Here is a 25,003-nt window from a genome sequence, read left to right as displayed (position 1 = left end):
ATGGAAAATAAAAAAATCACAACAGCCGAATTAATTCGTAAATATTTTGATGAAGTTGTGACATCAAGTGGCATTGATCCTCAGAAAAGACCTCATGTGGCTTTACAATGAGCGCGAGAGAAAGAATTATGAGCGCAAGAGGCAGATGCTATTGTTCAAAAACAATTATTACAAGCATTAGCAAATAATAATAAAATTCAAATACAACAAGTACAACGTCAACAAGAGTTATCGCTTCGTGATTTACAACAAATTAGATTAAATGAATTAAAAAAACGAGAAGAATATTTGGTTACATTATCAAAACCAGTTAAATTACCAAAGATAAATAAAAAAATATTAAATAGTGAAGTTACTAAATTAGAATCACAAGCAAAGCCAGTATTTAAAAATAGAAATGACATTAATAAAATTTCAACAGCAGAAGATAATTATGGCACTATTTTTATGCGAGAAATTGGTCGTGCATTGTTAGATGAATATAATATGTATCATCAACCACAAGAACAAGAATCTTCGCTGCTATCAACTGAAAAATCAATAAAAAGTAAGAGACAGCGTTATTTTCACAAAAAAGGCCCAAAATCACGCTGATAATCTTTAAGTTAAAAAAAATATAAAACATTGTGAATAATTTATTAAAAAAAGCAAGGTTTAAAATTTTATATAATATATGTAAGTATCAAAAAACGAGAAAATAGATAAAAGAGGAATAGAAAATGGCAAAAGAAAAAGACTCAGAATCTGTCGTAACTTCTCGTGTCAATTATGGAAACATTATTGATTCTGATCGAGATACAACAGAACTAATGGATAAAAAATTAACGCCAGCAACAATCAAGGTTTTATTGGGACAATTATATGAAAATAGTGCCGAATACCAAGCGTTAAAACAAAAATATATTAACGAAGTTGTTGGAACTAAAAAAACAGGTGTTATTCGTTTAAAAGATAAAAAAAGAAATACTTGAGAAGAGCAAAGAACTAAAAGTAAATTTATTGATTATAGTTATCGGGTTGAAAAAGAAATTCCTGTTTTGCAAAGATTAAAGAATCATAAAGCAAAAAAAGCAGTTAGTAAGAAAGCAGGGTCAAAATCAAAGCCTTTCTTACCACAATTTTCACCAGTAATGTCATTATCAGAAGAAATAACAATTACTACCGAGCAAACGAGTATGCCGAAGAAAATGTCTGTTAAAAATGCCAATTCTAAAACAGAAAATTTAATGAAACCACCATCAAAAGATAGTGAGCACATTAATGACCAGTTTTCTACTTTCTCAACCTGAAATCATTTTGATGCTAATCAGGTTAAAAATAAATTAGAATTATCAAACTCGTTTGAAGACGAACCTAAAACAATTATTCGTCGAAAAGAAACAGAAGAAGTAACAACAATTCGTCGTGATTTCCGACCAATCTTGGCACAACAAATTTCTCAAATTAAACGGAATGGTTTATCAATTGTTGATTTTGTTGTTGATCCAAATGATAAAATTGAAATTGAAAAAGGAGATGAAGAAATTCTTGTTCGTTTAATTAAACAATCACCAGTTGAAATTAGTTTAAATGAATTTGCTGAAAAAGATATTACTCCGCCAAAACCAAAGCCAGTTAAAATAATTCGGACAGCAGAAGATCCATTATCAATTGAAGAACGATTAATTTTACGATTAGAAAATAAAAGTCGTTTTCAAAAATTGACTGATGCAGAGCAAACGCAATTAGAACAATTAAAAACAACTTTTGCTGCAAAACTAAATTATAAACAAAGAAAAAAAGATCGAGAAACTGCAAGAACAAAGAAAGCGATTAATAATCAAACAAACGAAGTAATAACTGATGAACAAGAATTATTGTTTGATGAAGATCTTTACAAAAAAACAAATTATAATCATCGTTATGATGAAACAAAACGGCCAAATATTGAAGAACGATTAGTTTATGATCAAAAAATGACGGAATATTTATTTGAAGTTCGACGTCAATATGAACAAGGATATAATCGTCAAATTTCTCAAGAATTAGCTGATTTTAATCGAGCTATTAACTTATCACGATCAATTAAAACTAATGATGAAGAATTAAACGATGCAATTTTAAAAAACCGTAGTAAATCAATTTCCCTATTACGTAAGCATGTTATGCTATTAAACCAAAAGCAATATGCTGAAATTAAATTGCTAAATAAACAAGTGCTTAAATATAAAGATACAAAAGGAAACCTTGAAGATTTTATTAAACGTCAAAAGGAATTCCGATGGTTATTAAGAATTCGCAATGAAGTTAAAGAAAATCTGCAACTTTTAATTGAATCATTACGAGTGCAAGCAAAACTAATGCAAGACGCACGTAGTAGAAAATAGTGTATTAATTATTAATTATCACCTCGTTAAGTATTAACCAAATATTTATAAACCTTAAGGAGATGGGAGGTAACGAGAAATGATAAGAGATATAAAAACAGGGCATATTTACTTTTTACGTAATGGAAAAATAATTTGCATTGATCGGATGGACCCCAATGAAATGTTTTTTGCATGTAATGCACAAGATAAAAATCATTTTCTTAGTTATAATGTTTATAATGAAGATAATGTTACAGAAGCATGTAATAAAAAAATATATTTTATTAAGAAATGCTAAATTACATGGGAAATTACTGTATTTACATGCAAAAGAAATTAGATTTTTAAAGTTGGCAGAAATTAAAGCCCCATTACTAGTAGATGGGATTCATGTTCGGGTACAAGAAAAAATCTTTGATTATCAAGAATCTTTAGCACGGCGATATAATGAAAAATTAGTTGAAAAATTAACAGAATAAGATGAAATTCAATATCGATATGCGCATCAAAAACGAACTAATCATTTTTGGCATCGTAAGAAACCATAGGTTTCTTTTTTACTTAATTTAAAGAAGGGGAAAATAAGATGTTAACATTTAAAAAACTACGTTATTTAGTTAAAATTCGACAGGAGCTTGGTTTACCACCGTTGAATTGAAAACAAGAGTTATATTCTGAACAATATCATGGCTTTGATAAGATTATTGAACGATATGTTCGGACTGTTAATTATATGTGATATTTTAAAAATGTTGCTTTTTATGATGATTTTAGCCGTATTACATATTATTTTCCACGCTTAATTTTAACGCGAAAAAATCTTTATTTTTTAAAAATCAAAACATTATATGAACCAGTAACAACAACATTAACAACCCCAATGTGAGAACAAAGGAAAGGTTTAATTACTTCGCCAATTGTAACACAACAATTTATGATTAATCGGATGGTTAAATTACTTGATGCAAAACAATTTTTACGCACTGCTATAATTAATTTGGTTGTGATTAATAGTAAAGAACCATTTATTGTTACTGACTTGGTGCATTATAATAATATTCAAATAATTAATCAGCAAGAAATGCATTGAAGTGATATAATAAAACATATTGAAAAAAACGATGATTTAACGATTGATCTTTTTGCCGATGAAACAATTTTAATGTTACATCATTTGTTAAGCGAGCATAGTCATCGCCATAATTATAGGTTACAAAAAAGTAGTTTATTTTGTTTATATCATTATATTTAAAGGAGTATGTCACGTGTCAAAACGCCAAGAACGCATTAATATTATTAATTTGTTATATCGTCACTTTGTTTTACAACATGATGTTTTAACAACAAAACAAGAAGCATATGATTTCTCACAAATGGTAACAACTTCTACGGAAACAATTCAAGTTGAGGAAATATTAGCAAATCTATCAGATATTATTGCGAAAATTAATCAACATTTAAAACCAGGATGAAATTTTGATCGCTTAAGTAATTATCATAAGGCTGTTTTAGTATATGGAGTTTATGAAATTTGTTATCAACAATTAGCAAAGGCAATTGTCATTAATGAAAGTTTAGAAATTTTAAAATTATATGGCGAAGATACTGATTTTAGTTACATTAATTCAGTCTTAGATCAAGTTTAATTTCTAAAATATAAGAATTAGTTCATACAAATAAAAATGGATATTTATATCCTTTTTTAAAATGTATTATGTAAATCTAAGTTCCAAATTTATCTCTTGTTATTTTGATGATAACATCATTTTTAAAAAATGCAACTCTTTTTTTAAAAAAATAAAATATTTTATAAATATAACTTAATTTAACCATATTTAAACACACTAAAAAAGCATTTATTAAATTTTAATTAATAAATTTATTTAATATTTTGTAAAAACATTTCTTTTGCACTTATTCAATTTAAACACGGTCGGAGTTTATCATTTATAACATTAACTACTCAATCAATTCTTTTCTGACTAACATTATTAAAATCAGTTCCCTTAGGAAAGCGTTTTCTAAATTCACGGTTAATTCTTTCAATTAATGGTTTTTGTTTAGGTGAACCTGGGTCACAATAATAAATATTAGAACCAGTAATCTTTTCCATCTTTTCAAATTTACTAAATTCTTTTCCGCGATCTGTTATTATTCCTTTAATTTTTCCAACTAACCCATTAATTCTAACTAATTCTTCAAGTTTTTCTAAAACTTCATTAGCAGTATGATTTTCTAATTTCATAGCAAAGTATTTTTTACTTGATTGTTCTACTAAAACTAAACAACTAGATAAATGTTCTTTTCCAACAACAGTATCCATTTCAAATCAACCAACATCAGATTCTTTATTTTCAATATCTCATATTGATTTAAATCTTTCATCTAATTTTCCACGATTATCAGGTCTTTTCTTTGTTCTATTTTTTCTACCACCATTTAATAAATTTTTATTTAACAAACCCAAAATACCTAAAAAAATTTATTTATAAAAAGTTTTAAGACAAGCAGGAAATTTGATTCCAAACTTTATTAAAAATCGTTGAATAATTTCTGCTGGTGAATCACCGAAAATATTAAATCTTAAATTTAAAAATTCTTGTTGTTCTTCTGTAAATGTAGGTATTTTTTTAATATGCTTCTGTCTTTTTTTATAATAATCATCATGTGCCTCACGGGCATTATATTCTTCTATATTTGTAAATCTATTAATTTCTCTTTTAACAGTATTAATATCTCTTCCTGTTTCTCTTGCTATTTCAGATAAATTAAGTGTGCCATTTTTATTTTTTGCAACTATCAGATAAAAATAAATCCTTAAAAAATTTTCGTTCATCATATTTTACATGTGTATAATCTTTCATTACTCTATATTTCCTCCAATTATTTTATAAAAATAGTTATACATTAAATTTATAAAAAAGATAAATTTTCATATTTTTTTCAATTAAAATTATTGACAAATATATTATTAATTATATAACTACTTTGTAACAAGCTCCAATTTATCTATATATGCTTGTATACTAAAATAAAAAGTAAAGTAATTTACTTTTTTTTATTTTGATGTAAAATATAGATAATAAAAAAAGAACAAAATATTATATTAAGTTCTTTGATATATTGATACAGTTTTATAGGTTTTTATACTCTTTTATTTAACCATATTGTTTAAATAATGGCAATTTTAATATGCAAAAAGGAGTAAAAAATGGTAACTTTTAGAACAATTAGTAACAAAACTACAACATTTTTGGAACAAAAAGGCACCAAATTAAGCAATAAAAGAGCATATTTATACTACTTAAAACTACCATTTGATAATTGACAAGATGAAGTTGATACAAAAACCGCTTATTTTATTAAAAATACAATAAATCAATTAGAAATAGAATTGGAATTGGTTTTATTAAATGACAAATATGGCGGGGGGAAGAAAATATATGTTGAGAAATATGTTAAAGATACAAATATAAATAATGCTAATATTGTTATTAATTTTGATAATGTTGATTTACATAAAATAAATGAGGTGATTAAAGATGCTTAAACATTTTTTACATTTAGATGAAATTCCAAGATGATTTTATCAACAACATGTCCCTAATGCACCGTGAAAAGAAATATATAATCCTGCTGATGAATATAATGAAATAGGAAGTCGTTATAGTGCTAAAACTTTTATGATAAAAGATAATGTAGTTGGCAAATGCTGTGCTATATCATTATTGGTGGGTAAGCCAATATTTATTATTGCTGTTATGAAAATGAATAAAGATATTAGAAATGGAGTATTTAAAAATATTCAAAATACTCTTAATGATATGAATATTAATTATAAAGTTAATTTATCTGAAAATTCTTTTACATTAGATAATGGTACTTATATTATTTGTAAAGGTTTGCATTCACAAACTAAAAGAGAAAAATTAAAGGCTTTTGCTGATTTAAATAATTATGAATTTGCTATTGAATGAAGAGAAGAAGCAGACCAATTAACACAAGATGATATTACTGAGTTATCATTTGCTGTTCGTGGTGCTAAAAGAAAATTTATTATTAATTCATCTAATCCTGAGTCATTAGGAAGATATATTCTAATGATGAAAAATTAAAAATTAGATTTTCAAAAAAAGTATTTGCAGAATTATCTTCAGGATTTGGATGGATTTATTTTGGTAATGATAAAAATATAATATTAAATGTATCTAATCCAAATGTATTAGGTATTAGAAATAAAAGTATTAATCCTATTAGTATTACATTTATTCCCAAAAGTTAGGTTTTGCTACTTGTATTTACATGATTCCATATATATAATTGTGGTTGTAAAAGGATTTAATGAAAGGAATTATTTATTATGAAAAAGATATTAAGTCTTTTAGGTACGATCACTTTACTAGGAACAAGTACAACAAGTTTAGTTGCTTGTAATACAGCACAAGAATACACACCTGAAGAACTTAAAGAACTAAAAGAAAAGAATAAAATAGATACAGCTGATGAAAATATTAAAAACAATTTAGAATGAATAGCACCACAAGAAAAATCATTTAATACGGTTGATAAATATCGGTTCGTTATTAATAAATGTCCATTTTATGAGTCAAGACAACCAAGGAAATGTAGCAAATAATGTTAAACAAGAAACTAGGGTTAAAAGAAGTTTCAATGATAATCAAGATGAAATTGAAGCGTCATTAGAAAGTATTTTTACAGATACTAAAATTTTATATGCTTCATTTCGACCAATATTATGAACTCAAATCATTATTTATCGTACTATTGTACAAACAAAAAAGAGTTTATTATTTTTTTTATTGCAGAGATATTTTCTGAAGTAAGAAATGTTTCCATTGATGGAAGAATTAGAAGATTAGAATATATGTCATCATTCGCTAATTTAATCTGAAATAATTGAAATAAAATTAATGCGATTTGAAATGATAGTGACAAAAAACATTGTATACGAATTGTTGCAAAAATATTACCAAACATTATTGTTTGAGAAACTTATCATGGAAAACATGAAAAAAGAATCTTATCTTAGTATCTTTCAACTAATATTAGATATGATGAAGATGAAATGGTTTATTAAAATAAAATTAGTAAAAAGTTGATTTATATTACTATAAAAATACTTGCATTTTTTAATAAAATTTGTTAAATATATTATTGGCAGTTACATATGCCATTTGCTAATAGTCATGTTAATAAGGAGGAATGTTATATGATTAAACCACTAGGAAAAAATATTGTCTTAGAAAAAGAAGAAAAAAAAGAAACATTTATTAATGGAATTTATTTACCAGAAGATGAAAAAAGCAAAAGCCATATTGGAAAAATAATTGCAATTAGTACTGAAGTTAGTAAAGATGGGACCTTTGAAGGAAAAATAAATAATAAAGTTCTTTATCGCGAATATGCCGGAACTGAAATTGAATTTAATAATAAAAAATTAGTCTTAATTTCTAATGAAGATATTTTAGGCGTAATTGAATAATAAAATTAAAGGGGGAATAGAAATATGTCAAAATCAATTAAATTTGCTGAAGAAGCAAGAATGAAATTACTTAATGGAATTAATAAATTAACTGATGCAGTAAAAGTGACTTTAGGACCAAAAGGAAAATATGTTTTATTAGAAAAAACTTATGGTTCACCATTAATTACGAATGATGGTGTTACAATTTCAAAGGAAATTGAATTAAGCAATCATTTTGAAAATATGGGAGCTAAGTTAGTTGCTGAAGTTGCTAATAAAACAAATGATGTTGCTGGTGATGGAACAACAACGGCAATTGTTTTAACTCAAGCAATTGTTAAAGAAGGATTAAAAAATATTACTGCTGGTGCAAATGCTGTAGCTATTCGTAATGGAATTGAAAAAACAGTTAAAGCAATTGTGGATTTATTAAAACAATCAGCAAAAGAAATTAAGTCAAAAGAAGAAATTGCTCAAGTTGCGAGTGTTAGTTCAAAAGATCCTGAAATTGGTGCCTTAATTGCTGAAATTATGACTAAAGTTGGTAATGATGGGGTTATTACGATTGAAGAATCAAAAACAATCAATACTGAAACAAGTGTTACTAAAGGATTACAATTTGATAAGGGATATTTATCACAATACATGGTAACTGATAGTGAAAAAATGTTAACAGAATTTGAAAATCCATATATTTTAATTACTGATAAAAAAATTAGTAATATAAAAGAAATTCTACCAATTTTAGAAAAAATTGTTGAAGAAGGACGTCCACTATTAATTATTGCTGATGATGTTGATGGTGATGTTTTACCGACATTATTACTAAACAAAATGCGTGGTGCTTTCAATATTTGTGTTGTTAAAGCGCCAGAATTTGGGAATAACCGTAAAGATTTATTGGAAGATATTGCTATGCTAGTAAAAGGTAAATTTGTTAATGGTGATTTAAGAATGGATTTCAAAACTTTAACTTTAGATGATTTAGGAACGGCAAAAAAAGTAATTGTTTCAAAAGATACTACAACAATTATTGAAGGAAAAGCAACAAGTGCAGAAATTGAAGATCGTAAAGAATTTATTCGTAATCAAATTAAAAATGAAAAATCAACATTTGAGCAAGATAAATTGAAAAAAAGATTAGCTAAACTTGCGAATGGTGTTGGAATCATTAAAGTTGGTGCACCAACTGAAACAGAAATGAAAGAGAAAAAATTACGAATTGAAGATGCCTTAAATTCAACTAAAGCTGCTGTTGAAGAAGGTATTGTTGCTGGTGGTGGAACGGCATTAGTACAAGTTGGAAAAAAATTAGGAAATTTAAAATTAAATGATGAAGAAAAATTAGGATTAAATATTGTGTTACGAGCAATTGAAGAACCAGTTCGTCAAATTGCTGCTAACGCTGGTGTTGATGGTTCAATTATTGTTAATAAATTAAAAGAACAAAATGACAATTTTGGTTATAATGCTGCAACAAATACATGAGAAAATATGATTGAGGCAGGAATTGTTGATCCAGTTAAAGTAACACGTTATGCTTTACAACATGCTGGTAGTGTTAGTGCTTTGTTGTTAACAACGGAAGCTGTTGTAGTAAATAATGATGAAGACAAACAACCAAAAGCACCAAGTTATCCTGACTTAGGAATTTAATTAAAGAAACATTATAAAAAGACTGATTTCAATCAGTCTTTTTATAAATTTATTTTTATTTTATTAACTTTATAATGTTTTTATGTTTTCAATTTTAATATATTCTGAAACAATTCCTAAGATATCATCTTTAAAATATCAAATTGCAATACAAATTAAAGCAATAATTACTAATAAAATAATTGTATAAATAATTCGTTTAATTTTAAGATATTTAATAATTAAACATAATAAAATAATTACGATAACAGCAATTGTTGATGGCATTCCAATTGAAATAATTTTGTTTCAAATTTCTTGTGATTTTGTTATATTTGTTAAAAATAACATAGTTTTTTACCCTTTCTAAGTTTTAAAATTTATCATTCATTCCCTTAACAGGTAAATTATATCAATTTTTTTATAATGAAATTGTAAAACATTTGCCTTATGGTAATAAAAAAATATTTGTAAGAAAATAAGAAGGATTTATGTGATTTACTTTTTTGTCTTACCGAATTTTTATATATTAAAAATTTCGAGTCTTTTTTGATATGGTGTATTATAAAAAAATTATTGTCAGATAAATGACATTAAAAAGTTTCTTATTTAATCCTGTAAATGCAAGCAGTAATTTTTTCCTCTTATTATTTTTAATAATAACATCATTTAATAACACCATTCTTTGGAAACGCAACTCTTTTTTAAAAAAATAAAATATTTTATAAATATAGCTTAATTTAACCATATTTAATTACACTAAAAAAGCATTTATTAAATTTTACACAAATAAATTTATATAAAATTCTCTAAAAATAAATCTTTTGCTGTTCTTCAATTCAAAATAGGCCTTAATTTTTCATTTATAACATTAACTACTCAATTTATTTTTTGTTGACTAACATTATTAAAATCATTTCCCTTAGGAAATCAGTGTCTTAATTCACTATTCATATATTCAAGACCAAATAATATTATTTTTAATGCAAATATCAGATACAAATTTAAAACCCATTAATAAAGTTCAAAATGTATACTTACAAGCATATTATACAAATGATATGAAATTAAAGATTAGATTAACAAAAGTTATATGACCAAGGTTTATGGGAATTGTTGGTTATCCTAATTGAGGACATAATACTAATTTAACTTTTTCAAATAGTGTTAATAAACTAAATTTTACTAATAAAAGTAATAATCCAGTTAAAATTACAATTAAATAAAATTACAATTAAACCAAATTAAAAAAAGTGCTATTTTTGCACTTTTTATTTATCAATTATTTCACCGTTTGTACTATTTATATTGGGAATATATGGAGTTTTTGTTTCATCTTGTCATAAGTAAACTTTTCACTCAGGTTCTAACATTAATTTATTTAAATCACTTGTATTTTTATCAATAATACAACCCTTTCAACTATTATTTGGGCTTAAAACATTATTAAAAATTAATAAATATGTTTTTTTATCATAATCTTTAATAAAAAAATCTTGTCTTACAGTTATTGATTTTCATTCTTTAAAATCACTATTTTTTTCTGTGTATTTTGTATTACAAGCAACTAAACTTGTTGTACTTGTTCCGATTAATGTAATTGCACCTATTATACTTATTAATCTTTTCATTTCTATTCTCCTTTTACTTTTATATTACCATAATCATCAATAATTAAATCAGGATATTCTTTATTAATAACTAAATAAGAATTATCAGAATTCAAATTTCAACAATAAACTGATTTAAAATATCTAGGATAATATTTTCCATTAAGATTTATTCCATTATCATCCTCTCACTTTATTTCCCATTCTTTTTTTGTTCCTCATTCCGCATCTCGTGAATAATGAACAAGATATAAAGTCTCGTCAGACATATCAACTATAAAATCTTGTTTTTTTCCTTGTTGTTTGATCTCAAAAGTATAGTCATAATTACTATTGTAATCAACTTTAAGTCAATAATCTTGCCGATCGTTTAAATGATAAATTTCATTTTGAAATTGATTATTTTTAAATTTAAATTTAGATAAATTTCATTTTTCTTTTTCATTTTTTCTTCAAATAATAAAAAATCATTTTAAATCGTATTTATTTTCTTCTTTATGTTTAAATGGTTTTTCTTGTGGTGCTATTCATTCTAAGTTGTCTTTAATTTCTTGGTTTTTTGTATCTATTTTATTTTTTTCTTTAAGTTTTTTTTAATTCATCGGATATTTGTTTATTGTTTATTTTATCGCAAGCAACTAAACTTGTTGTACTTGTTCCAATTAATGTAATTGCACCTATTATACTTAATAATCTTTTCATTGTATGTCTCCTTTTTTATTTAATAGTTAAATTATATAATAAAAAATAAAAAAAGAGATTTAATATCTCTTTTTTATTGTTATTACTTGTTTTAAGGGGTATATTAGCAATGAAATATATTAAGTTTAATTTATTTGAAGAATTATGAAATTAAGTAAAAAAAGTCTAGTTAAATGGCGGAACAGGAGAGACTCGAACTCTCACATCGGTTACCCGACCTAACATCTTAGCAGGATGTCCTCTTGTCCAATTTGAGTACTGTTACATATAGAAATACTAAAAATGTCATTTTATTACCTATTTTCAACTTTATTATAACACTTTTATGTTATTTATTTAGTATTTGTATATAAAAAGTATTGTATTGGTAAAATAATAGTGTAAAATAAAGTTAATGGTTTAATCTTTTGTTAAAAAAAGCGTATTTCCGGTTTAATCTTTCCGCCTTAAAAAGAGTTTATGCTGACTTGTTAATCGGACAAGAATAAAAAAAGAGAGGTTTATAAAAATGGCAATTACAAAAGAACAATTAATCGAACAAGGTTTAAGTGCTGAAATAGCAGATAATATATTAAATGAATTTAATAATGAAGCGAAACAAATTAGAGAAAGTTTGCAAAAAAGAACAGATACTATTTCAAAAGAAGAGTATTTAAAAGTTGCTAATGAATTAGATGAATTAAAAGCTTTTAAAGATGTTCCATCTACTAAAATTGAAGATATTAAAACTAATTTAGATAAAGTTAGTGGTAATTCTTTAACTGAAAGAATGCAAACTTTAAAAGAATTAAAACCTGATTTGTTTGTGCAAGAACAACCATCAGTTTCACCAACTAATTTTATTAAAGATATGATTGAAAAATCAACTGAAAATAAAAATGATGAAATTGAAACTATTAAAGAAAAGGGTGCATATACACCTGATGAAATTAAAAAATTAACTGATTTCACACTTAAAAACCTTAGATAATAAGGAGTGAAAATTATGGCAACAATTAATGTGCCACAAGTACCTTTTACATTACAAGGTAATACAACAGATCAAAAAGCCTATGTTGATATGGTTAATGCTTTATTGCGTGGACCTTTATATAATGAATATGCAAGTATTATGCAATATGCAACAGCAACTGCTGAACAAGTTGCTTATTTACCTAATGCTGGACAAGCATTATATAATTTAACTCATCGTGTGGTATGACAAAATGATTATTCATTACCAAATGGTGGAACAACTCAAACAATGGGATTAACAAGAATTCCAGTTCCTATTGATAAAAGATTTAATTTAAAATTAATGAATGAAGCATTTGATTTAAATATGATAGAAGCAAATATTAAAAGTGGAATTATTGCTGATGCTATTTCTAGTGTTGTTCAAAATAAATTTGTTAATTTAGAATGTGAATTAATACAAGGTATTTATGATTATTGTTTAGCAGATGGAAAATATGAAGTAATTCCATTTCGTAGTTATACAGCAGATAATGCTGCTGATGCTAATCGTGCATTTTTTACATTAAATGAAACTTTAATTGAATTAACAAATCAAATTAGTAATTTATATTTTGGTTTACCAACAGATAAAATGTTTATGGTTTTAGGACGAAGAGCTTATTTAGGATTAACACCTGCTTATTTAAAAGTAATTGGTTCACAAGCACAATTAAAAGCAATGGTTAATGGTGAATTATATGAAAATACAGCTATGGGTATTCCAGTATCAAAAAGTTTTCATTTAGAAAAAATATATACAAAAGGACAAGTTAATCGTGATAAAGTTTATGATTTTACTAATGTAAATGGTTTAATTATTAATAAACAAGTTTGAGCATATCCAATTAATATGGATACTTAATATGGATACTATTCAACAAGTTTTAGATAATGATACTGCTAACCCTAAATGAATTGGTAAAGTTCAATATGCAACACCAACAATTTTATATCCAAAAACATGTAAAATTATTTTAGAAAGACAACCAACCCAAACAGAAATTACACAAGCAATTAATAATTTAAATATAACTTACCGAGTTCCGACTGACTATACTATTGGTAAACCTGCTTTATCAACAGTTATTACAACACCTAATTTAGGTCAAATTACAATGGCGGGTAATACCCCAACAACAGCAGAATTAGAAACTGCTATTAAAGCAAAAAATACTAATTATCAAAATGGAGATGCAACATTCTCTAATATTACATCTACTGGCACATTAGCAACTGGAAATCCAAATAAATATAGTGGAACAGTTTCTTTAATTTATTCAAAGTAAGTAGTGCCGTAGATATCCACGATAAAATTAAAAATGTTGATAGTTTAACAGATGATGAAATAATTAAAGGAATTATTGTACCGCAAAAAGTAGCAAGTGAAGATTTAAGACCACTTTTAAATGATAAAGTTTTAAAAGCAGTTAAAGCGGTTGATGCAAGTTTAACAGCAGATGATTATGATTGAAGACCGTTATATTATCAAGATTCACCATCAAGTTATGATATTACTACAACAGATATTTATGTTGATATTTATATTGCTGGTAAAAATAAAGCAACTGGTGTTTCACAAGTTCAGTATTATAAAGTACAAAAAGTAAATCAAATAAGTATTAAACAATTTAATAAAGATAATATTGGAACTTTAAAAACACCTTGATATAGTGATGTTCCTGATTTAACTAAAAAAGCAGATGTAATTACTGAAATGAATACTGGTCTTATTAAAGCAATTCAAAAACTTAATGCTGGTTTAACAACTTCAGATTATATTGTTAATATTTTAGATTATGATGATTCAATATTTAATGATAGAGATGAGGGTAATTTTAGCAATAATGTTTCGGTACCATATATTTTAATTGGTACAAATTGATTAACTGGTGAAACAACAGGAATGGAAATTACAGTTCCTGCTGCTACTAAAAAAACTTAATTATGAATTTATTAATTTTAAGAATATTAACCTTATTAGTTTCTAATTTAGAAAATAAAACATTAATAAATAAATTTGTTAATTTAATTAATAAAGTTAATCAAATTAAACAAACAGTATTAAAACCAATTAATTATACTACTGGTAAATATAAAAAAATTACTAATAAAGTTGAAGATATTTATCAGTGGTTAGACCCATTTACTTACTTAAATTTAATTAAAAAAGGTTATAAAAAAGAAATTCAACAAATATTAAATCAATTAGAAAAAGAAAATAATATTAAAAATAGAGAACAATTTAAAAATGAAAATTATCTAAATACTAATTGACAACCTTTAAATAGTAGTTGACTTGATAGTGGTATGTTTAATATTACAAATAAATTAACTTTAACGGGTAATTTAACTATTTTAATATATACAAAAACAGCAAAAAACCCTAAGTTTTATGGTCCATATGTTTATCCTAGTGTTCCAGTGGAAATTTGAAAATTATTAAGTAATGCTGTATCTAATGCTGGGACTTTATTTTGGCGTTATTGATTAAGAAAATGATTACCTAGTCATTTAAGAAATTATATTAAAAAACGATTACCACAAGCATTAAAAGAAAAATATCCAAAAGGAAATATTAAATTAACATTACCAACAGTTCAAAAATTACAGCAAATTAAAAAGTTTATTAATAATTTAAAGATTGGGCATTTTAATTTTAATTTTGCTGGCGAAATTAATAATAAAAAATGATATCGTGAACGCCGAAATGATATTAAAAATATTAAGAATTTATATAAAACACCAGTTAATAGTAAATTTTATCAGGTTAATAAATCTATTAAAACAATTAATAAAAATAAAAGAAAAGTTAATAGTTATAAACCATCTAATTTAAAAGATAAATATCGTAATCAATTAAGGGGTGTTTTATATGGAAAATAATTTAAATAATTTGTTATTTATAACAGTTGAAGATGTTAAAGAAAGTAAACTTTGACAACCAATTAATGATAGAAAACAATCTGCTTATAATGATAATTTAATTTATAATGCTATTTTAAAAACTAGTTTATGAATGGATAGATTATCAGGTGGAACAATTTCCGATAAGATTAATAAAAAAGATTTATTTCCATGAGTAAAAAAAGATAATACAGGTGTAATTGAATATGATAAATGATTAAGTTATATTCAATCTGGTTGTTTATTAGCAGTTATAAATTGATATTTACCAAAAGGAGTAAATGATTTAACTGGTAGTGCATCATTTTCACAAGGTGGTGTTGCTTATTCACAAACTAATGACCCTGAAGCAAATGAAAATATTACTCGTGATGTTAAAAATGCTTTAAAATTAGCAGGTGAAATAATTGATATTATATCTAGTAAAACAAATATAAGACCATATAATTATAATTTAGGAAATTATGCTCATCCATGAGAAGAAGAATATAAATATATTACTAAAAAAACATTTTATGAAACATTATTATTTTGATTAAAAGAACGATTTCAAACAGATAATTCAATTAATATAACTTATCCTACTATTAATGATTTTAGTAAGATTGATTATAATGAGTATATTAAATTAATAGTGCCTTTTGATAATGATACGATTTATTATGAAAATAATGTATGAAAAGCAAAACAAGGCGGTGATATACCATCTGATGTTATTAAAGATAGTGATTTAAATAAAGATTATATTGATAAAGAAGATGGAAAATATATTGTTAAAAAAGCACAAAGTGGTAGTTCAATAACAGTTAATGCCCCATTACATCAAAAAGATGATAGTAGTTTAGAATTATTATTATCAGATGAATTTGGTGTTAAAAATAATAAATTATCTTTAAATCAAAGTTTTAAAGATACTTTTGAACAAGTAATAAAATGAATATTTGATATAGGTAAAAAAATAAAATGAGAAAAAGTAAGTATATCTTATACACCTGATAGTGCTAAGTATATTGATATTCCTGAATTTTCAGAAGAATATCGTTATCAAGTTTGATTATCACCAACTAATCGTAAAGGTGCTGAAGGTATGTTATGACTTGAACCACCTTATTTTACAGAAACAAAAGAAAATAAAACTTTATCTAAACATCAAGCAACTTGTTTTATTGATGATTTCGATAAAACTCCTTATAGTATTGCTTTATATAGTGCTAGTGGTCGGGTTTATTTAACTAATGGTTCAGAGGGTTCTAATATACCAATTAATAGTGTTCGTATTTTTCGACAAGAGGTGTAAATATGATAGATAAAGAAAATATTATTATTAAAAATGAAAATGGTACTTATTGACAAAGATTAGGTTTTGAACAAAGAAATCCAAGTCAAAGTTTTAAAGCATGAAAAAATCGTAAGTTTTTAAAATATGATAAATATCCATTTCATATTAAAAAAGCATATATTATGCGATATAATGCACTGTCAATTTTATATCATACTCCATTTTTAAGTTTATATGGTTTATTTTTTACTAGCTTACACTTTAATTGAATACCCACATTAGAACAAGTTAAAGAGTTTATGTTTGGTCAGCACAATATAACTGATGGTGGTTTTTTTGGATATGCTGGGATTGTTATATCATACCCAATATTACATGGTACTGCTTGATTAACAACAAAAATACCTAAAATACCAGCAATTAAATTACCGATTGGTAAATGTTTAGAGCAAGTTTATAAAATACCAAGTTATATCTTATATTTAATATTATTTGGTTGATTAATATTTCGTAAATATCTTAAAAAACATAATGTTAATATTTGTCATAATTGTAAACAAACAATAGAACAAGTTGAAAGTTGAAATCAATATTGTCTTAAAAAAAGATGAAATAAATAGACTATATAGGGGTGGTAGATATTTTTGGGTGGTTATATAGTCTATTTTATAAATTATTTTGTTCTGAAAGAATAGATGGCCACTGTTTTAGTAAGGATAGAAAGGAAATAAAAAAATGAATATTTCAACAGATACATTAATGATTGTTTTGCTTGTATTAGCGGGTTCAGTTGGAACTGGTAGTCTTGGCGTTCTTGGTTTATCTGCTAAAAAAATTAAAAAATATAAAGCAGAAATTAGAGAATTACGAACTGCTGTAATTGCTCACGAAAAGCATTTACGCGGTGCTGAAAGTGCAACAGAATTAGCAATTAAAACTGGACAAATTAAAAATGTCAAAAAACAAGTTAAAATTAATGATAAAGAATATGCTAAAAAAGAAGCGATTGAAAAACTTACAAATAGCATTTAAAAAAATAACCAATTAAGGTTATTTTTTATTTGTTTTTAAGATAATTAAATTCTTTTCACCATAAGTACTTTTATAATATTCTCAGTATTCAGTAGATTTAATATTTATATCTTCAACATCAATACCAGTTATATATTCACCAAGAGGATTTTTACAAGGGCGATTACCTTTTTCAGAACGATAACATAAAATATAATTATTCATTTTTATTATTTCCTTTATTATTTACAATATAGTAATTGATAAAATGCTGTACTCGTTGGCTATGTGTATATAATTCAGGTAATTCATTTCATATTTTTTCTTGTTCTTTATTTAAGTAAACATTAATATTTCTAATTACAATTTGATGATTTTTTGTTTTCATAATATTACCTCTCATAATTAGCAATAATAATTGCATCTCGGAGATGATTACTTATTTTTTCATTATTATAAAATCAACCTTTACCATATTGATAAGTTAAATTAGGATCTTTATCATATTTTCATAAACAACTATTATTATATTTACTTAAATTTTCCATATTTTTAACAACTGATTTAGTATATTTTGGTGATATAAAATTAAAAGTAAATAAAGTATTTTCAATCGCACCCAGTAATCTTAATAAATCATCACGGTCTTTTGAACCATTAGCATTTGTATATAAGCAATCTTCAATATTTCGTATGTCTGATAAAATTTTACCTTTATTTTTTACATAATAATCTGAATATAAATATTCAAGTATAAATCCATCTATAAACTCAAAATGTTCTTTTCAATCTTTATTTTTAAATTCATGCTGTTTAACTAATTTATTATCTTCATAAATAACAATACCAGTAGTACCAGTACCTGATGGGTCAATACCTATTTTTATCAAGTTGCTCACTCCTCATCATTATTAACTGCTGGTACTACATTTGAGATATCTTCTTCTTTAACGACATTATCGTTAGTGTCTGCTATTTCTGGATAAGATGGGTTATTTATATTATTTGATAAGGGTTCATCGCTAATTTGCCCTTTATTTTTGGCGACATCAATATCTTTAAATGAAATATATTCAAAATTACCATCTTCTTTAATTTCTTTTTCATCTAAATCAATATCAGATATATCAATCCCAATTTCTAATGCTAATTTACGATATAATTTTGCTTCAACCATTTCTTTTGGTCATTTATTTCAAGGTGAATATTCACTATTACCACTAGGACTACTATTTCTTAAACGATCAATATCTGCTTTTCTTAATAAAATACCTTGATAATTTCCATTTTTATCTTTTGCAAAAGCATAAGCACCAATAATTTCATTATAATCACTAGTATTTGCATTAAAATTAATTTCATGTATTTTAGGACATGAATTTAAACTATCTCATTCAAATTTTTCACCTTTAAATATAATTGCTTTTCTTGGACTATACCCTGCTTCTTCAATTCTTTTACAATAAACTTTACTATCAATAACAGTAGTTAATTTATTTTTAAATGGAATAATATTAAAATCTTTACCAAAAATTAATCCTTTATTACTTAATTTAATAATTCCTAATGCTGTTATTTTAGCATTATCAGCAGTATTAACTAATTGTAAATAACTATTACCATTTTTCATTTTTAATTCTTCAAGTGCTAATATATTTTCTTTTACATATTTATCATTAACTTTTAATTCATATTTAATAATTGCACCTTTAATATATTGTTGTAATTCATTTGTCATTTTATTTCACTCCTTTAATTTTTATATTTATTCCTTTAATACCAACTACTTTATTATCAGTATTTGTATCTCATTGTGCTTTAATTGTATTTTTAACTAACTTTTCATCAATAATTAAATATTTAATTAATTGTTTTAATTCATATTGATTAGCATTTTCTAAAAAATTATTATCAATTCCAATTACTTCAATATCTTTAATTAATAATTTTTCTTTTATTAAATTAATACCAACTTTTTTTAATTCTTTTGGTTCTAATGATTTATCAATTTCAACTACTTTTTCCATAACACGAACTTGTTCATCTTGAATTTGGTCTATATCAAGACCCATATCTGGTGTTAAACTATTTGCTTTTTCAAGTAATTCTTGTTTTTTTAATTCTTGTTCTTTTAAAAACTCTTGTTGTTTTTGTTTACGAGCTTGTGTTAAATTATTATTAATTTCAACTCTGTATCTTTCAATATAATTCCTATAATTAGTAATTATTTTACCAATTCTATTATGTTCATCTAATAATTTTTGAATAGGTTCTAATCATTCTTTAAAAACAAAATTATTTTTAGTAATAGCACTTGGAATATCTTTTAAATGTAGATCTTGATAACCATTTAATGCATAATGATTAATATGTCTAAAAATATACTCAGTTAATTCTTGTTTATTTTCTTCTTTAAATTTTTGAACATTATATGCTAAAATACTTTCATTTTTAAAATCATCTCCTTTTAAAGGAAATTGAAATGTAATACTATTTACTCTATTTTTTACAATATCATTCATTATTCACCCTCCTTACTTGGTAAATTATTAATATCTTTAATTAGGCAATATCTATGATTATTACTTTCACAATATTTTAAGTGCATTTCAATTGTTATTTCATCAGTTTGTAAACTTTCTCAATCATATGTAAGTTTATCTTCTTCACAAAGTAAATAAAAATCTTCTTTATATAATATTTGTTGTTTTAATTCATCATTTTCTGCTTCAAGTGCTTCATTTTCTTCGATTTTGTCTTCAAACATTTTATTAAGTACTTCTTCAGTTTTTAAACTTCAATTTAAATCTTTATTTAATTCTGTAAGTTCTTCTTTAAGTACATCATTATCACAAAATAAACAATAATCAGAGTTAATTTGATTAACAGGGCATTGACATTTTTTACAATATTTTGCCATTATTCTTCCTCCTCAATAACAGTTAATTGTTCTAATTGTTGCTTGGTGATTTTAACACCTTTTAAATCAGCCCAATGTAAATCAGCACGATATAAATCAGCACCTGTTAAATCAGCCTCTATTAAATCAGCACCCTCTAAATTAGCACCTTGTAAATCAGCCCAACGTAAATTAACACATCGTAAATCTAATTTTTCACTTTCTAAATATTTACTGATTTTATTTTTTTCAACATCAATTCCTGTTAAATCTTTAATTAAATCTTGTAATGTTTTCATTTTATAATTCCTCCAAATTCTTTTCTGCAATTAAAGTATCAATATAGTCATAAGCACTTTCTTCTGAATGACATTCTTCTAATGCTTCATTAAATAAATCTTCTTTTGTGTAAACTTTGCCATCTTCATCTTTTCACATATTATTTATTCTCCTTTAATATAAGTTCTAATAATTTAATAGTTTTTTTATGATTTTCAATGCTTTCAGTATATGGTTTACACATATTTAAACTTTTTTTAAGATATCCATTAAGATTTTCAATGCTTTTTTCCCTATTTTTTATTAATTCATTTATTGATACATAGTCGTCGCTACTTGATATTTCTAACAAGAAATTACCATCATTATCAATAATATTAATAGCGGTATCTTTATTTTGTTCTTGTGATGAAATTTTATAGCAGTACTCATCATCTAATTTATTAATAATTTCTTTTTGAAATTCTGATAATTGTAAATTTCTAATTTCTTTCATATTATTTATCTCCTTGTCATTTAATATTTTTATCTTCTAAATCAATAATGGTTGTTTGAGAACAACTTTTATTTTTAGCAGTATATTGTGCTTCTTCTAATGTATAAAATAATTCAGTATCTATTCCAGTAAATGAACTATTTGTTATTAATAAATATCTTTTTTCCATAATTTAATCCCTCCAAATTCTTTTTATTTATAATTAAATTTTCTAATTGATAATTTTGTAATCAATGTTCTTCACATAATATAATTTCTTTTTTATAACCTAAATTTCACTCTAATTTATCACCAATTTTTTCAATATAACTATTTCCACAATAAGCATTTTTATTATTACAATTAATTCTTTGACATTTCATATAGTAATCTCTCCTAATTCTTTTTATTTAATGCTCAATGTTCATCAGTAATTTCATTGTGTGTAAGAATATATTTATTTTGTTTATCACATTTAAAGCAATAACCTCAATATCTTTTTTTAAGACAACTATTCTTTTTCATCTTTACCTCCTTATTATTAATTTTGGTAATTGTTGGTATATTAACTACAATGTTCTACAATTTGTAGTTGTTTGTATAGTTAAGACGCCAGACATATATATGTCTTCCTTCTCCGTTCCTTTTTCAAGGAGGCAACGCTCAGTTTTTGAAATTAAATTTACTCGCATCAATTTGAAGGACCTAATGCTAATCGCAAATTTAATTGTTTGTGTCACCATCTCTATTTTTATTGTGGTTTGATGTTAGCCTTGGACACATCACCACTATCGCAAGTTATTAAAAATAATAACCAACGCCGATTTACCTCTTTCCTCATACACTATTTCAGTACTTGCCTCGGACGGCTTGTGGGAATGAGTTAATACTCATGTTCTTATGGAAGCACTTAGTTATTTATAAAATAACAGTCCCACTCTGCATTAAGTTTTATAAAATCAAAGTTTTAAAAAACCAGTTTCTCAATCAAAGATAATTTTTGAATTTTCTAGTTTTTGATAAAATTGCTTTTGTGTTTTATCTTTTACTTTATTCAATAAATTTCTATGTTTTTCACAAGTTCATAAAACTTTATTTGATACAAATTCTTCGGTGATGAATGATGATAATTTATAACAATCATTAACATCACATATTTTTTGTTGTTTAATTATCATTACCTCCTTTTAGGAGTTGTTTTATTTCAAATAAAAAAACAACTCTAACAAGAGTTGCTTTTTTGCCGCTTCATCGTACACGATGCCAATTAAATAAAAAAAGAGATATTAAATCTCTTTTTTAGATGAGGAGACGAAATTACGCTCTTACCGATAGCGGACAAGTCCATACGGCTCATCTATGTCAGACCTGATAGCCTCTGAACTACACTCTCCGACATTTATTTGGATATCCATATAAAGTAAGCTGGACTAATCCACTGAGCCTATTACTTTTAAAATACGGACTAACTCTATTAATTAATAAAGTAAAAGGGCTATACAGCCCCAATATGTACGCCTGCATTTCAGCAAGCGAGCCTCCAACAGTCTAAGCTGAGGATTAATTTATATTATACATAAATATATTTGTTTTTAAATACCTTTATTGCGTGTTTTAAGGGGCATATTAGCAATTAAATATATTAAGTTTAGTATATTTATTATTTATTTGGATAATTATGAAATTAAGTAAAAAAAGTCTAGTTAAATGGCGGAACAGGAGAGACTCGAACTCTCACATCGGTTACCCGACCTAACATCTTAGCAGGATGTCCTCTTGTCCAATTTGAGTACTGTTCCATATAGAAATACTAAAAATGTCATTTATTTTACCTCATTTCAATTTTAATGGAAAACAAAATTATTTCAAAAGAAGAATGTATAAAAATTTATGAGAATTATGAAATTAAGTAAAAAAAGTCTAGCAAAAATGCTAGATTTTTTATACTAATGTAATTTTTAAATTGTTATTTCATTCTTTGGTTAGAAATTCAATATCAGCAATTTTACATTTATCTAAATCCGGTATATATAATAAAAAATTAATATTATTAAATTTATCTCTTTTAAAATATTCTTTTTTACTAAATTTATACTGTTTATTATTAAAACAAATAACTAAATTACTTTTCATATTAATTTCATTTAAAAAATCTAAAAATGTCATTTTATTACCTCTTTTCAACTTTATTATAACACTTTTATGTTATTTGTTTAGTATTTGTATATAAAAAGTATTGTATTTTTAAAATAATAGTGTAAAATAAAGTTAATGGTTTAATCTTTTGTTTAAAAAGCGTATTTCCGGTTTAAGCTTTCCGCCTTAAAAAGAGTTTATGCTGACTTGTTAATCGGACAAGAATAAAAAAAAAAAAAAAAAGAGGTTTATAAAAATGGCAATTACAAAAGAACAATTAATAGAACAAGGTTTAAGTGCTGAAATAGCAGATAATATATTAAATGAATTTAATAATGAAGCGAAACAAATTAGAGAAAGTTTGCAAAAAAGAACAGATACTATTTCAAAAGAAGAATATTTAAAAGCTGCTAATGAATTAGATGAATTAAAAGCATTTAAAGATATTCCATCTACTAAAATTGAAGATATTAAAACTAATTTAGATAAAGTTAGTGGTAATTCTTTAACTGAAAGAATGCAAACTTTAAAAGAATTAAAAACTGATTTGTTTGTGCAAGAACAACAATCATTTTCACCAACTAATTTTATTAAAGATATGATTGAAAAATCTATTGAAAATAAAAATGATGAAATTTAAACTATTAAAGAAAAAGGTGCATATACAACTGATGAAATTAAAAAATTAACTGATTTCACACTTAAAAACCTTAGATAATAAGGAGTGAAAATTATGGCAACAATTAATGTGCCACAAGTACCTTTTACATTAGAAGGTAATACAACAGATCAAAAAGCGTATGTTGATATGGTTAATGCTTTATTGTGTGGACCTTTATATAATGAATATGCAAGTATTATGCAATATGCAACAGCAACTGCTGAACAAGTTGCTTATTTACCTAATGCTGGACAAGCATTATATAATTTAACTCATCGTTTTGTACGACTATCGCTTGTTAAAGCGTCTATTATTTCTGGGCTGATTACCGCTGGGCTAGACCGCCTATGTGGAAAAAACACTTAGTTATTTTAAATAACTGTCCCACTCTGCTATTAAGTTGTTTTTCAAAAGTTGTTTTTCAAATAAAAAACAACTCTAACAAGAGTTTCTTTTTTACGGGTTCATCGTACAGGATGCCTATTTAAAAATACTGGTTATTAATTATTTTAAGTTTAGATTATATTTAGGTTTTTATTTTTTATGATAGAATAATAAAGTATTATTTATAGAGAAATAAAAT

The 25,003-nt window shown here is 24.9% G+C and carries 41 protein-coding genes, 2 tRNA genes and 2 pseudogenes; 23 read left to right on the top strand and 22 right to left on the bottom strand.

The window, feature by feature from the left end; translation table 4 throughout:
• From SDAV_RS07300 to SDAV_RS07275, 6 genes are all read left to right on the top strand, one after another.
• Positions 1–597: a hypothetical protein gene (locus tag SDAV_RS07300; RefSeq protein WP_114565081.1), complete on the top strand. Its 597-nt coding sequence runs from the start codon at positions 1–3 to the stop codon at positions 595–597.
• Positions 598–719: 122 nt separating this feature from the next.
• A complete protein-coding gene (locus tag SDAV_RS07295; protein ID WP_114565080.1) occupies positions 720–2,366 on the top strand; it encodes a hypothetical protein in 1,647 nt (548 codons plus the stop codon).
• A gap of 79 nt (positions 2,367–2,445) precedes the next feature.
• Positions 2,446–2,646, top strand: a complete 201-nt coding sequence (locus tag SDAV_RS07290; protein WP_114565079.1) for a hypothetical protein — start codon at positions 2,446–2,448, stop codon at positions 2,644–2,646.
• A complete protein-coding gene (locus tag SDAV_RS12110; protein WP_114565078.1) occupies positions 2,597–2,827 on the top strand; it encodes a hypothetical protein in 231 nt (76 codons plus the stop codon). Before SDAV_RS07290 ends, SDAV_RS12110 begins: the two co-directional genes overlap by 50 nt.
• A 107-nt stretch (positions 2,828–2,934) precedes the next feature.
• Positions 2,935–3,600, top strand: a complete 666-nt coding sequence (locus tag SDAV_RS07280; RefSeq protein WP_114565077.1) for a hypothetical protein — start codon at positions 2,935–2,937, stop codon at positions 3,598–3,600.
• A gap of 13 nt (positions 3,601–3,613) precedes the next feature.
• Positions 3,614–3,994 carry a transcription antitermination factor NusB gene (locus SDAV_RS07275; RefSeq protein ID WP_114565076.1) on the top strand — a complete coding sequence of 127 codons (381 nt, stop codon included), beginning with the start codon at positions 3,614–3,616 and terminating at the stop codon, positions 3,992–3,994.
• Between the two features lie 233 nt (positions 3,995–4,227).
• Here the strand turns inward: SDAV_RS07275 and SDAV_RS07270 are convergent.
• Positions 4,228–5,212, bottom strand: a pseudogene (locus SDAV_RS07270) (IS30 family transposase).
• 347 nt (positions 5,213–5,559) lie between these two features.
• On the opposite strand from SDAV_RS07270, the gene SDAV_RS07265 reads away from it, so the two are divergent.
• The 6 genes from SDAV_RS07265 (at position 5,560) to groL (ending at position 9,489) form a co-directional block, all read left to right on the top strand.
• Positions 5,560–5,898 carry a hypothetical protein gene (locus SDAV_RS07265; protein WP_114565075.1) on the top strand — a complete coding sequence of 113 codons (339 nt, stop codon included), beginning with the start codon at positions 5,560–5,562 and terminating at the stop codon, positions 5,896–5,898.
• Positions 5,891–6,463 carry a PBSX family phage terminase large subunit gene (locus SDAV_RS07260; RefSeq protein WP_186823349.1) on the top strand — a complete coding sequence of 191 codons (573 nt, stop codon included), beginning with the start codon at positions 5,891–5,893 and terminating at the stop codon, positions 6,461–6,463. Before SDAV_RS07265 ends, SDAV_RS07260 begins: the two co-directional genes overlap by 8 nt.
• 245 nt (positions 6,464–6,708) lie before the next feature.
• Entirely contained in the window at positions 6,709–6,984 is a 276-nt protein-coding gene (locus tag SDAV_RS07255; protein WP_114565073.1) for a lipoprotein, read from the top strand.
• Between the two features lie 120 nt (positions 6,985–7,104).
• Positions 7,105–7,398: a hypothetical protein gene (locus SDAV_RS11540; RefSeq protein ID WP_151202517.1), complete on the top strand. Its 294-nt coding sequence runs from the start codon at positions 7,105–7,107 to the stop codon at positions 7,396–7,398.
• A 180-nt stretch (positions 7,399–7,578) separates the two neighbouring features.
• Positions 7,579–7,851, top strand: coding sequence for a co-chaperone GroES (locus SDAV_RS07245; RefSeq protein ID WP_186823348.1), 273 nt, complete (start codon positions 7,579–7,581; stop codon positions 7,849–7,851).
• A gap of 24 nt (positions 7,852–7,875) precedes the next feature.
• Complete coding sequence (groL, locus tag SDAV_RS07240; protein WP_114565070.1) at positions 7,876–9,489, top strand: chaperonin GroEL; 1,614 nt, start codon at positions 7,876–7,878, stop codon at positions 9,487–9,489.
• 69 nt (positions 9,490–9,558) lie between these two features.
• On the opposite strand, the gene SDAV_RS07235 is transcribed toward groL, so the two are convergent.
• Positions 9,559–9,819 carry a hypothetical protein gene (locus SDAV_RS07235; protein WP_114565069.1) on the bottom strand — a complete coding sequence of 87 codons (261 nt, stop codon included), beginning with the start codon at positions 9,817–9,819 and terminating at the stop codon, positions 9,559–9,561.
• A gap of 444 nt (positions 9,820–10,263) precedes the next feature.
• A pseudogene (locus tag SDAV_RS12105) lies at positions 10,264–10,431 on the bottom strand (IS30 family transposase); the annotation flags it as partial.
• A 20-nt stretch (positions 10,432–10,451) separates the two neighbouring features.
• On the opposite strand from SDAV_RS12105, the gene SDAV_RS07225 reads away from it, so the two are divergent.
• A complete protein-coding gene (locus SDAV_RS07225) occupies positions 10,452–10,694 on the top strand; it encodes a hypothetical protein (RefSeq protein ID WP_114565067.1) in 243 nt (80 codons plus the stop codon).
• 45 nt (positions 10,695–10,739) lie between these two features.
• Here SDAV_RS07225 and SDAV_RS07220 read toward each other — a convergent pair whose 3' ends face one another.
• The 4 genes from SDAV_RS07220 to SDAV_RS07210 form a co-directional block, all read right to left on the bottom strand.
• The gene (locus SDAV_RS07220) at positions 10,740–11,099 is read right to left on the bottom strand and encodes a lipoprotein (protein WP_114565066.1); all 360 of its coding nucleotides are present in this window, start codon (positions 11,097–11,099) and stop codon (positions 10,740–10,742) included.
• 2 nt (positions 11,100–11,101) lie between these two features.
• On the bottom strand, positions 11,102–11,347 hold the full coding sequence (locus SDAV_RS07215; protein WP_114565065.1) for a hypothetical protein: 246 nt from the start codon (positions 11,345–11,347) through the stop codon (positions 11,102–11,104).
• A gap of 313 nt (positions 11,348–11,660) precedes the next feature.
• Complete coding sequence (locus SDAV_RS12100) at positions 11,661–11,780, bottom strand: lipoprotein (protein WP_186823346.1); 120 nt, start codon at positions 11,778–11,780, stop codon at positions 11,661–11,663.
• A 174-nt stretch (positions 11,781–11,954) separates the two neighbouring features.
• Positions 11,955–12,045, bottom strand: a tRNA-Ser gene (locus SDAV_RS07210).
• 243 nt (positions 12,046–12,288) lie between these two features.
• Between SDAV_RS07210 and SDAV_RS07205 the strand changes: the two genes are divergently transcribed.
• The 8 genes from SDAV_RS07205 (at position 12,289) to SDAV_RS07170 (ending at position 17,991) form a co-directional block, all read left to right on the top strand.
• A complete protein-coding gene (locus SDAV_RS07205) occupies positions 12,289–12,750 on the top strand; it encodes a hypothetical protein (protein WP_114565064.1) in 462 nt (153 codons plus the stop codon).
• A gap of 15 nt (positions 12,751–12,765) precedes the next feature.
• Positions 12,766–13,638: a hypothetical protein gene (locus SDAV_RS07200; protein ID WP_114565063.1), complete on the top strand. Its 873-nt coding sequence runs from the start codon at positions 12,766–12,768 to the stop codon at positions 13,636–13,638.
• Between the two features lies 1 nt (position 13,639).
• Positions 13,640–14,062, top strand: coding sequence for a hypothetical protein (locus tag SDAV_RS07195; protein WP_114565062.1), 423 nt, complete (start codon positions 13,640–13,642; stop codon positions 14,060–14,062).
• Between the two features lie 428 nt (positions 14,063–14,490).
• Positions 14,491–14,718, top strand: coding sequence for a hypothetical protein (locus SDAV_RS07190; protein WP_114565061.1), 228 nt, complete (start codon positions 14,491–14,493; stop codon positions 14,716–14,718).
• A gap of 2 nt (positions 14,719–14,720) precedes the next feature.
• On the top strand, positions 14,721–15,659 hold the full coding sequence (locus SDAV_RS07185; protein ID WP_114565060.1) for a hypothetical protein: 939 nt from the start codon (positions 14,721–14,723) through the stop codon (positions 15,657–15,659).
• On the top strand, positions 15,649–16,977 hold the full coding sequence (locus SDAV_RS07180; RefSeq protein ID WP_114565059.1) for a hypothetical protein: 1,329 nt from the start codon (positions 15,649–15,651) through the stop codon (positions 16,975–16,977). Before SDAV_RS07185 ends, SDAV_RS07180 begins: the two co-directional genes overlap by 11 nt.
• 2 nt (positions 16,978–16,979) lie before the next feature.
• Positions 16,980–17,579, top strand: a complete 600-nt coding sequence (locus SDAV_RS07175) for a hypothetical protein (protein WP_114565058.1) — start codon at positions 16,980–16,982, stop codon at positions 17,577–17,579.
• Between the two features lie 115 nt (positions 17,580–17,694).
• Positions 17,695–17,991, top strand: a complete 297-nt coding sequence (locus SDAV_RS07170) for a hypothetical protein (protein ID WP_114564600.1) — start codon at positions 17,695–17,697, stop codon at positions 17,989–17,991.
• Positions 17,992–18,009: 18 nt separating this feature from the next.
• Here SDAV_RS07170 and SDAV_RS07165 read toward each other — a convergent pair whose 3' ends face one another.
• The 15 genes from SDAV_RS07165 to SDAV_RS07115 form a co-directional block, all read right to left on the bottom strand.
• Positions 18,010–18,195 (bottom strand): hypothetical protein, encoded by a 186-nt coding sequence (locus SDAV_RS07165; protein ID WP_114565057.1) that lies wholly within the window; start codon positions 18,193–18,195, stop codon positions 18,010–18,012.
• Entirely contained in the window at positions 18,188–18,358 is a 171-nt protein-coding gene (locus SDAV_RS12095) for a hypothetical protein (RefSeq protein ID WP_162475803.1), read from the bottom strand. Before SDAV_RS12095 ends, SDAV_RS07165 begins: the two co-directional genes overlap by 8 nt.
• A 4-nt stretch (positions 18,359–18,362) precedes the next feature.
• Positions 18,363–18,869, bottom strand: a complete 507-nt coding sequence (locus tag SDAV_RS07160) for a hypothetical protein (RefSeq protein WP_186823345.1) — start codon at positions 18,867–18,869, stop codon at positions 18,363–18,365.
• Positions 18,854–19,708, bottom strand: a complete 855-nt coding sequence (locus SDAV_RS07155) for a recombinase RecT (RefSeq protein ID WP_114565055.1) — start codon at positions 19,706–19,708, stop codon at positions 18,854–18,856. Before SDAV_RS07155 ends, SDAV_RS07160 begins: the two co-directional genes overlap by 16 nt.
• 1 nt (position 19,709) lies before the next feature.
• On the bottom strand, positions 19,710–20,492 hold the full coding sequence (locus tag SDAV_RS07150) for a hypothetical protein (RefSeq protein ID WP_114565054.1): 783 nt from the start codon (positions 20,490–20,492) through the stop codon (positions 19,710–19,712).
• Positions 20,492–20,890, bottom strand: coding sequence for a hypothetical protein (locus tag SDAV_RS07145; protein WP_114565053.1), 399 nt, complete (start codon positions 20,888–20,890; stop codon positions 20,492–20,494). Before SDAV_RS07145 ends, SDAV_RS07150 begins: the two co-directional genes overlap by 1 nt.
• A complete protein-coding gene (locus SDAV_RS07140) occupies positions 20,890–21,168 on the bottom strand; it encodes a pentapeptide repeat-containing protein (protein WP_114565052.1) in 279 nt (92 codons plus the stop codon). The genes SDAV_RS07145 and SDAV_RS07140 overlap by 1 nt, the downstream gene beginning before the upstream one ends.
• A gap of 1 nt (position 21,169) precedes the next feature.
• Positions 21,170–21,307 (bottom strand): hypothetical protein, encoded by a 138-nt coding sequence (locus SDAV_RS12090; protein WP_157092848.1) that lies wholly within the window; start codon positions 21,305–21,307, stop codon positions 21,170–21,172.
• Between the two features lies 1 nt (position 21,308).
• Positions 21,309–21,644: a hypothetical protein gene (locus SDAV_RS07135; protein ID WP_114564119.1), complete on the bottom strand. Its 336-nt coding sequence runs from the start codon at positions 21,642–21,644 to the stop codon at positions 21,309–21,311.
• A 1-nt stretch (position 21,645) separates the two neighbouring features.
• Complete coding sequence (locus SDAV_RS12085) at positions 21,646–21,813, bottom strand: hypothetical protein (protein ID WP_186823344.1); 168 nt, start codon at positions 21,811–21,813, stop codon at positions 21,646–21,648.
• Positions 21,782–22,006 (bottom strand): hypothetical protein, encoded by a 225-nt coding sequence (locus SDAV_RS07130; protein WP_114565051.1) that lies wholly within the window; start codon positions 22,004–22,006, stop codon positions 21,782–21,784. Before SDAV_RS07130 ends, SDAV_RS12085 begins: the two co-directional genes overlap by 32 nt.
• A gap of 13 nt (positions 22,007–22,019) precedes the next feature.
• A complete protein-coding gene (locus tag SDAV_RS14090; RefSeq protein WP_281268781.1) occupies positions 22,020–22,148 on the bottom strand; it encodes a hypothetical protein in 129 nt (42 codons plus the stop codon).
• A gap of 419 nt (positions 22,149–22,567) precedes the next feature.
• Complete coding sequence (locus SDAV_RS07125; protein WP_114565050.1) at positions 22,568–22,801, bottom strand: hypothetical protein; 234 nt, start codon at positions 22,799–22,801, stop codon at positions 22,568–22,570.
• 530 nt (positions 22,802–23,331) lie between these two features.
• Positions 23,332–23,422: transfer RNA gene (locus SDAV_RS07120), tRNA-Ser, on the bottom strand.
• Between the two features lie 142 nt (positions 23,423–23,564).
• The gene (locus SDAV_RS07115; protein WP_114564757.1) at positions 23,565–23,789 is read right to left on the bottom strand and encodes a hypothetical protein; all 225 of its coding nucleotides are present in this window, start codon (positions 23,787–23,789) and stop codon (positions 23,565–23,567) included.
• A gap of 226 nt (positions 23,790–24,015) precedes the next feature.
• Between SDAV_RS07115 and SDAV_RS07110 the strand changes: the two genes are divergently transcribed.
• Together SDAV_RS07110 and SDAV_RS07105 are read left to right on the top strand one after the other, a co-directional pair.
• Positions 24,016–24,399, top strand: a complete 384-nt coding sequence (locus SDAV_RS07110; protein WP_114565049.1) for a hypothetical protein — start codon at positions 24,016–24,018, stop codon at positions 24,397–24,399.
• A gap of 93 nt (positions 24,400–24,492) precedes the next feature.
• Positions 24,493–24,786, top strand: coding sequence for a hypothetical protein (locus SDAV_RS07105; protein ID WP_114565048.1), 294 nt, complete (start codon positions 24,493–24,495; stop codon positions 24,784–24,786).
• Positions 24,787–25,003 lie beyond the last annotated feature (217 nt).

The organism is Spiroplasma phoeniceum P40 (assembly GCF_003339775.1).
Lineage (GTDB): Bacteria > Bacillota_I > Bacilli_A > Mycoplasmatales > Mycoplasmataceae > Spiroplasma > Spiroplasma phoeniceum.
The sequence above is the reverse complement of the archived record's forward strand: the minus strand, read 5'-3'. Positions and strand labels throughout refer to the sequence as shown.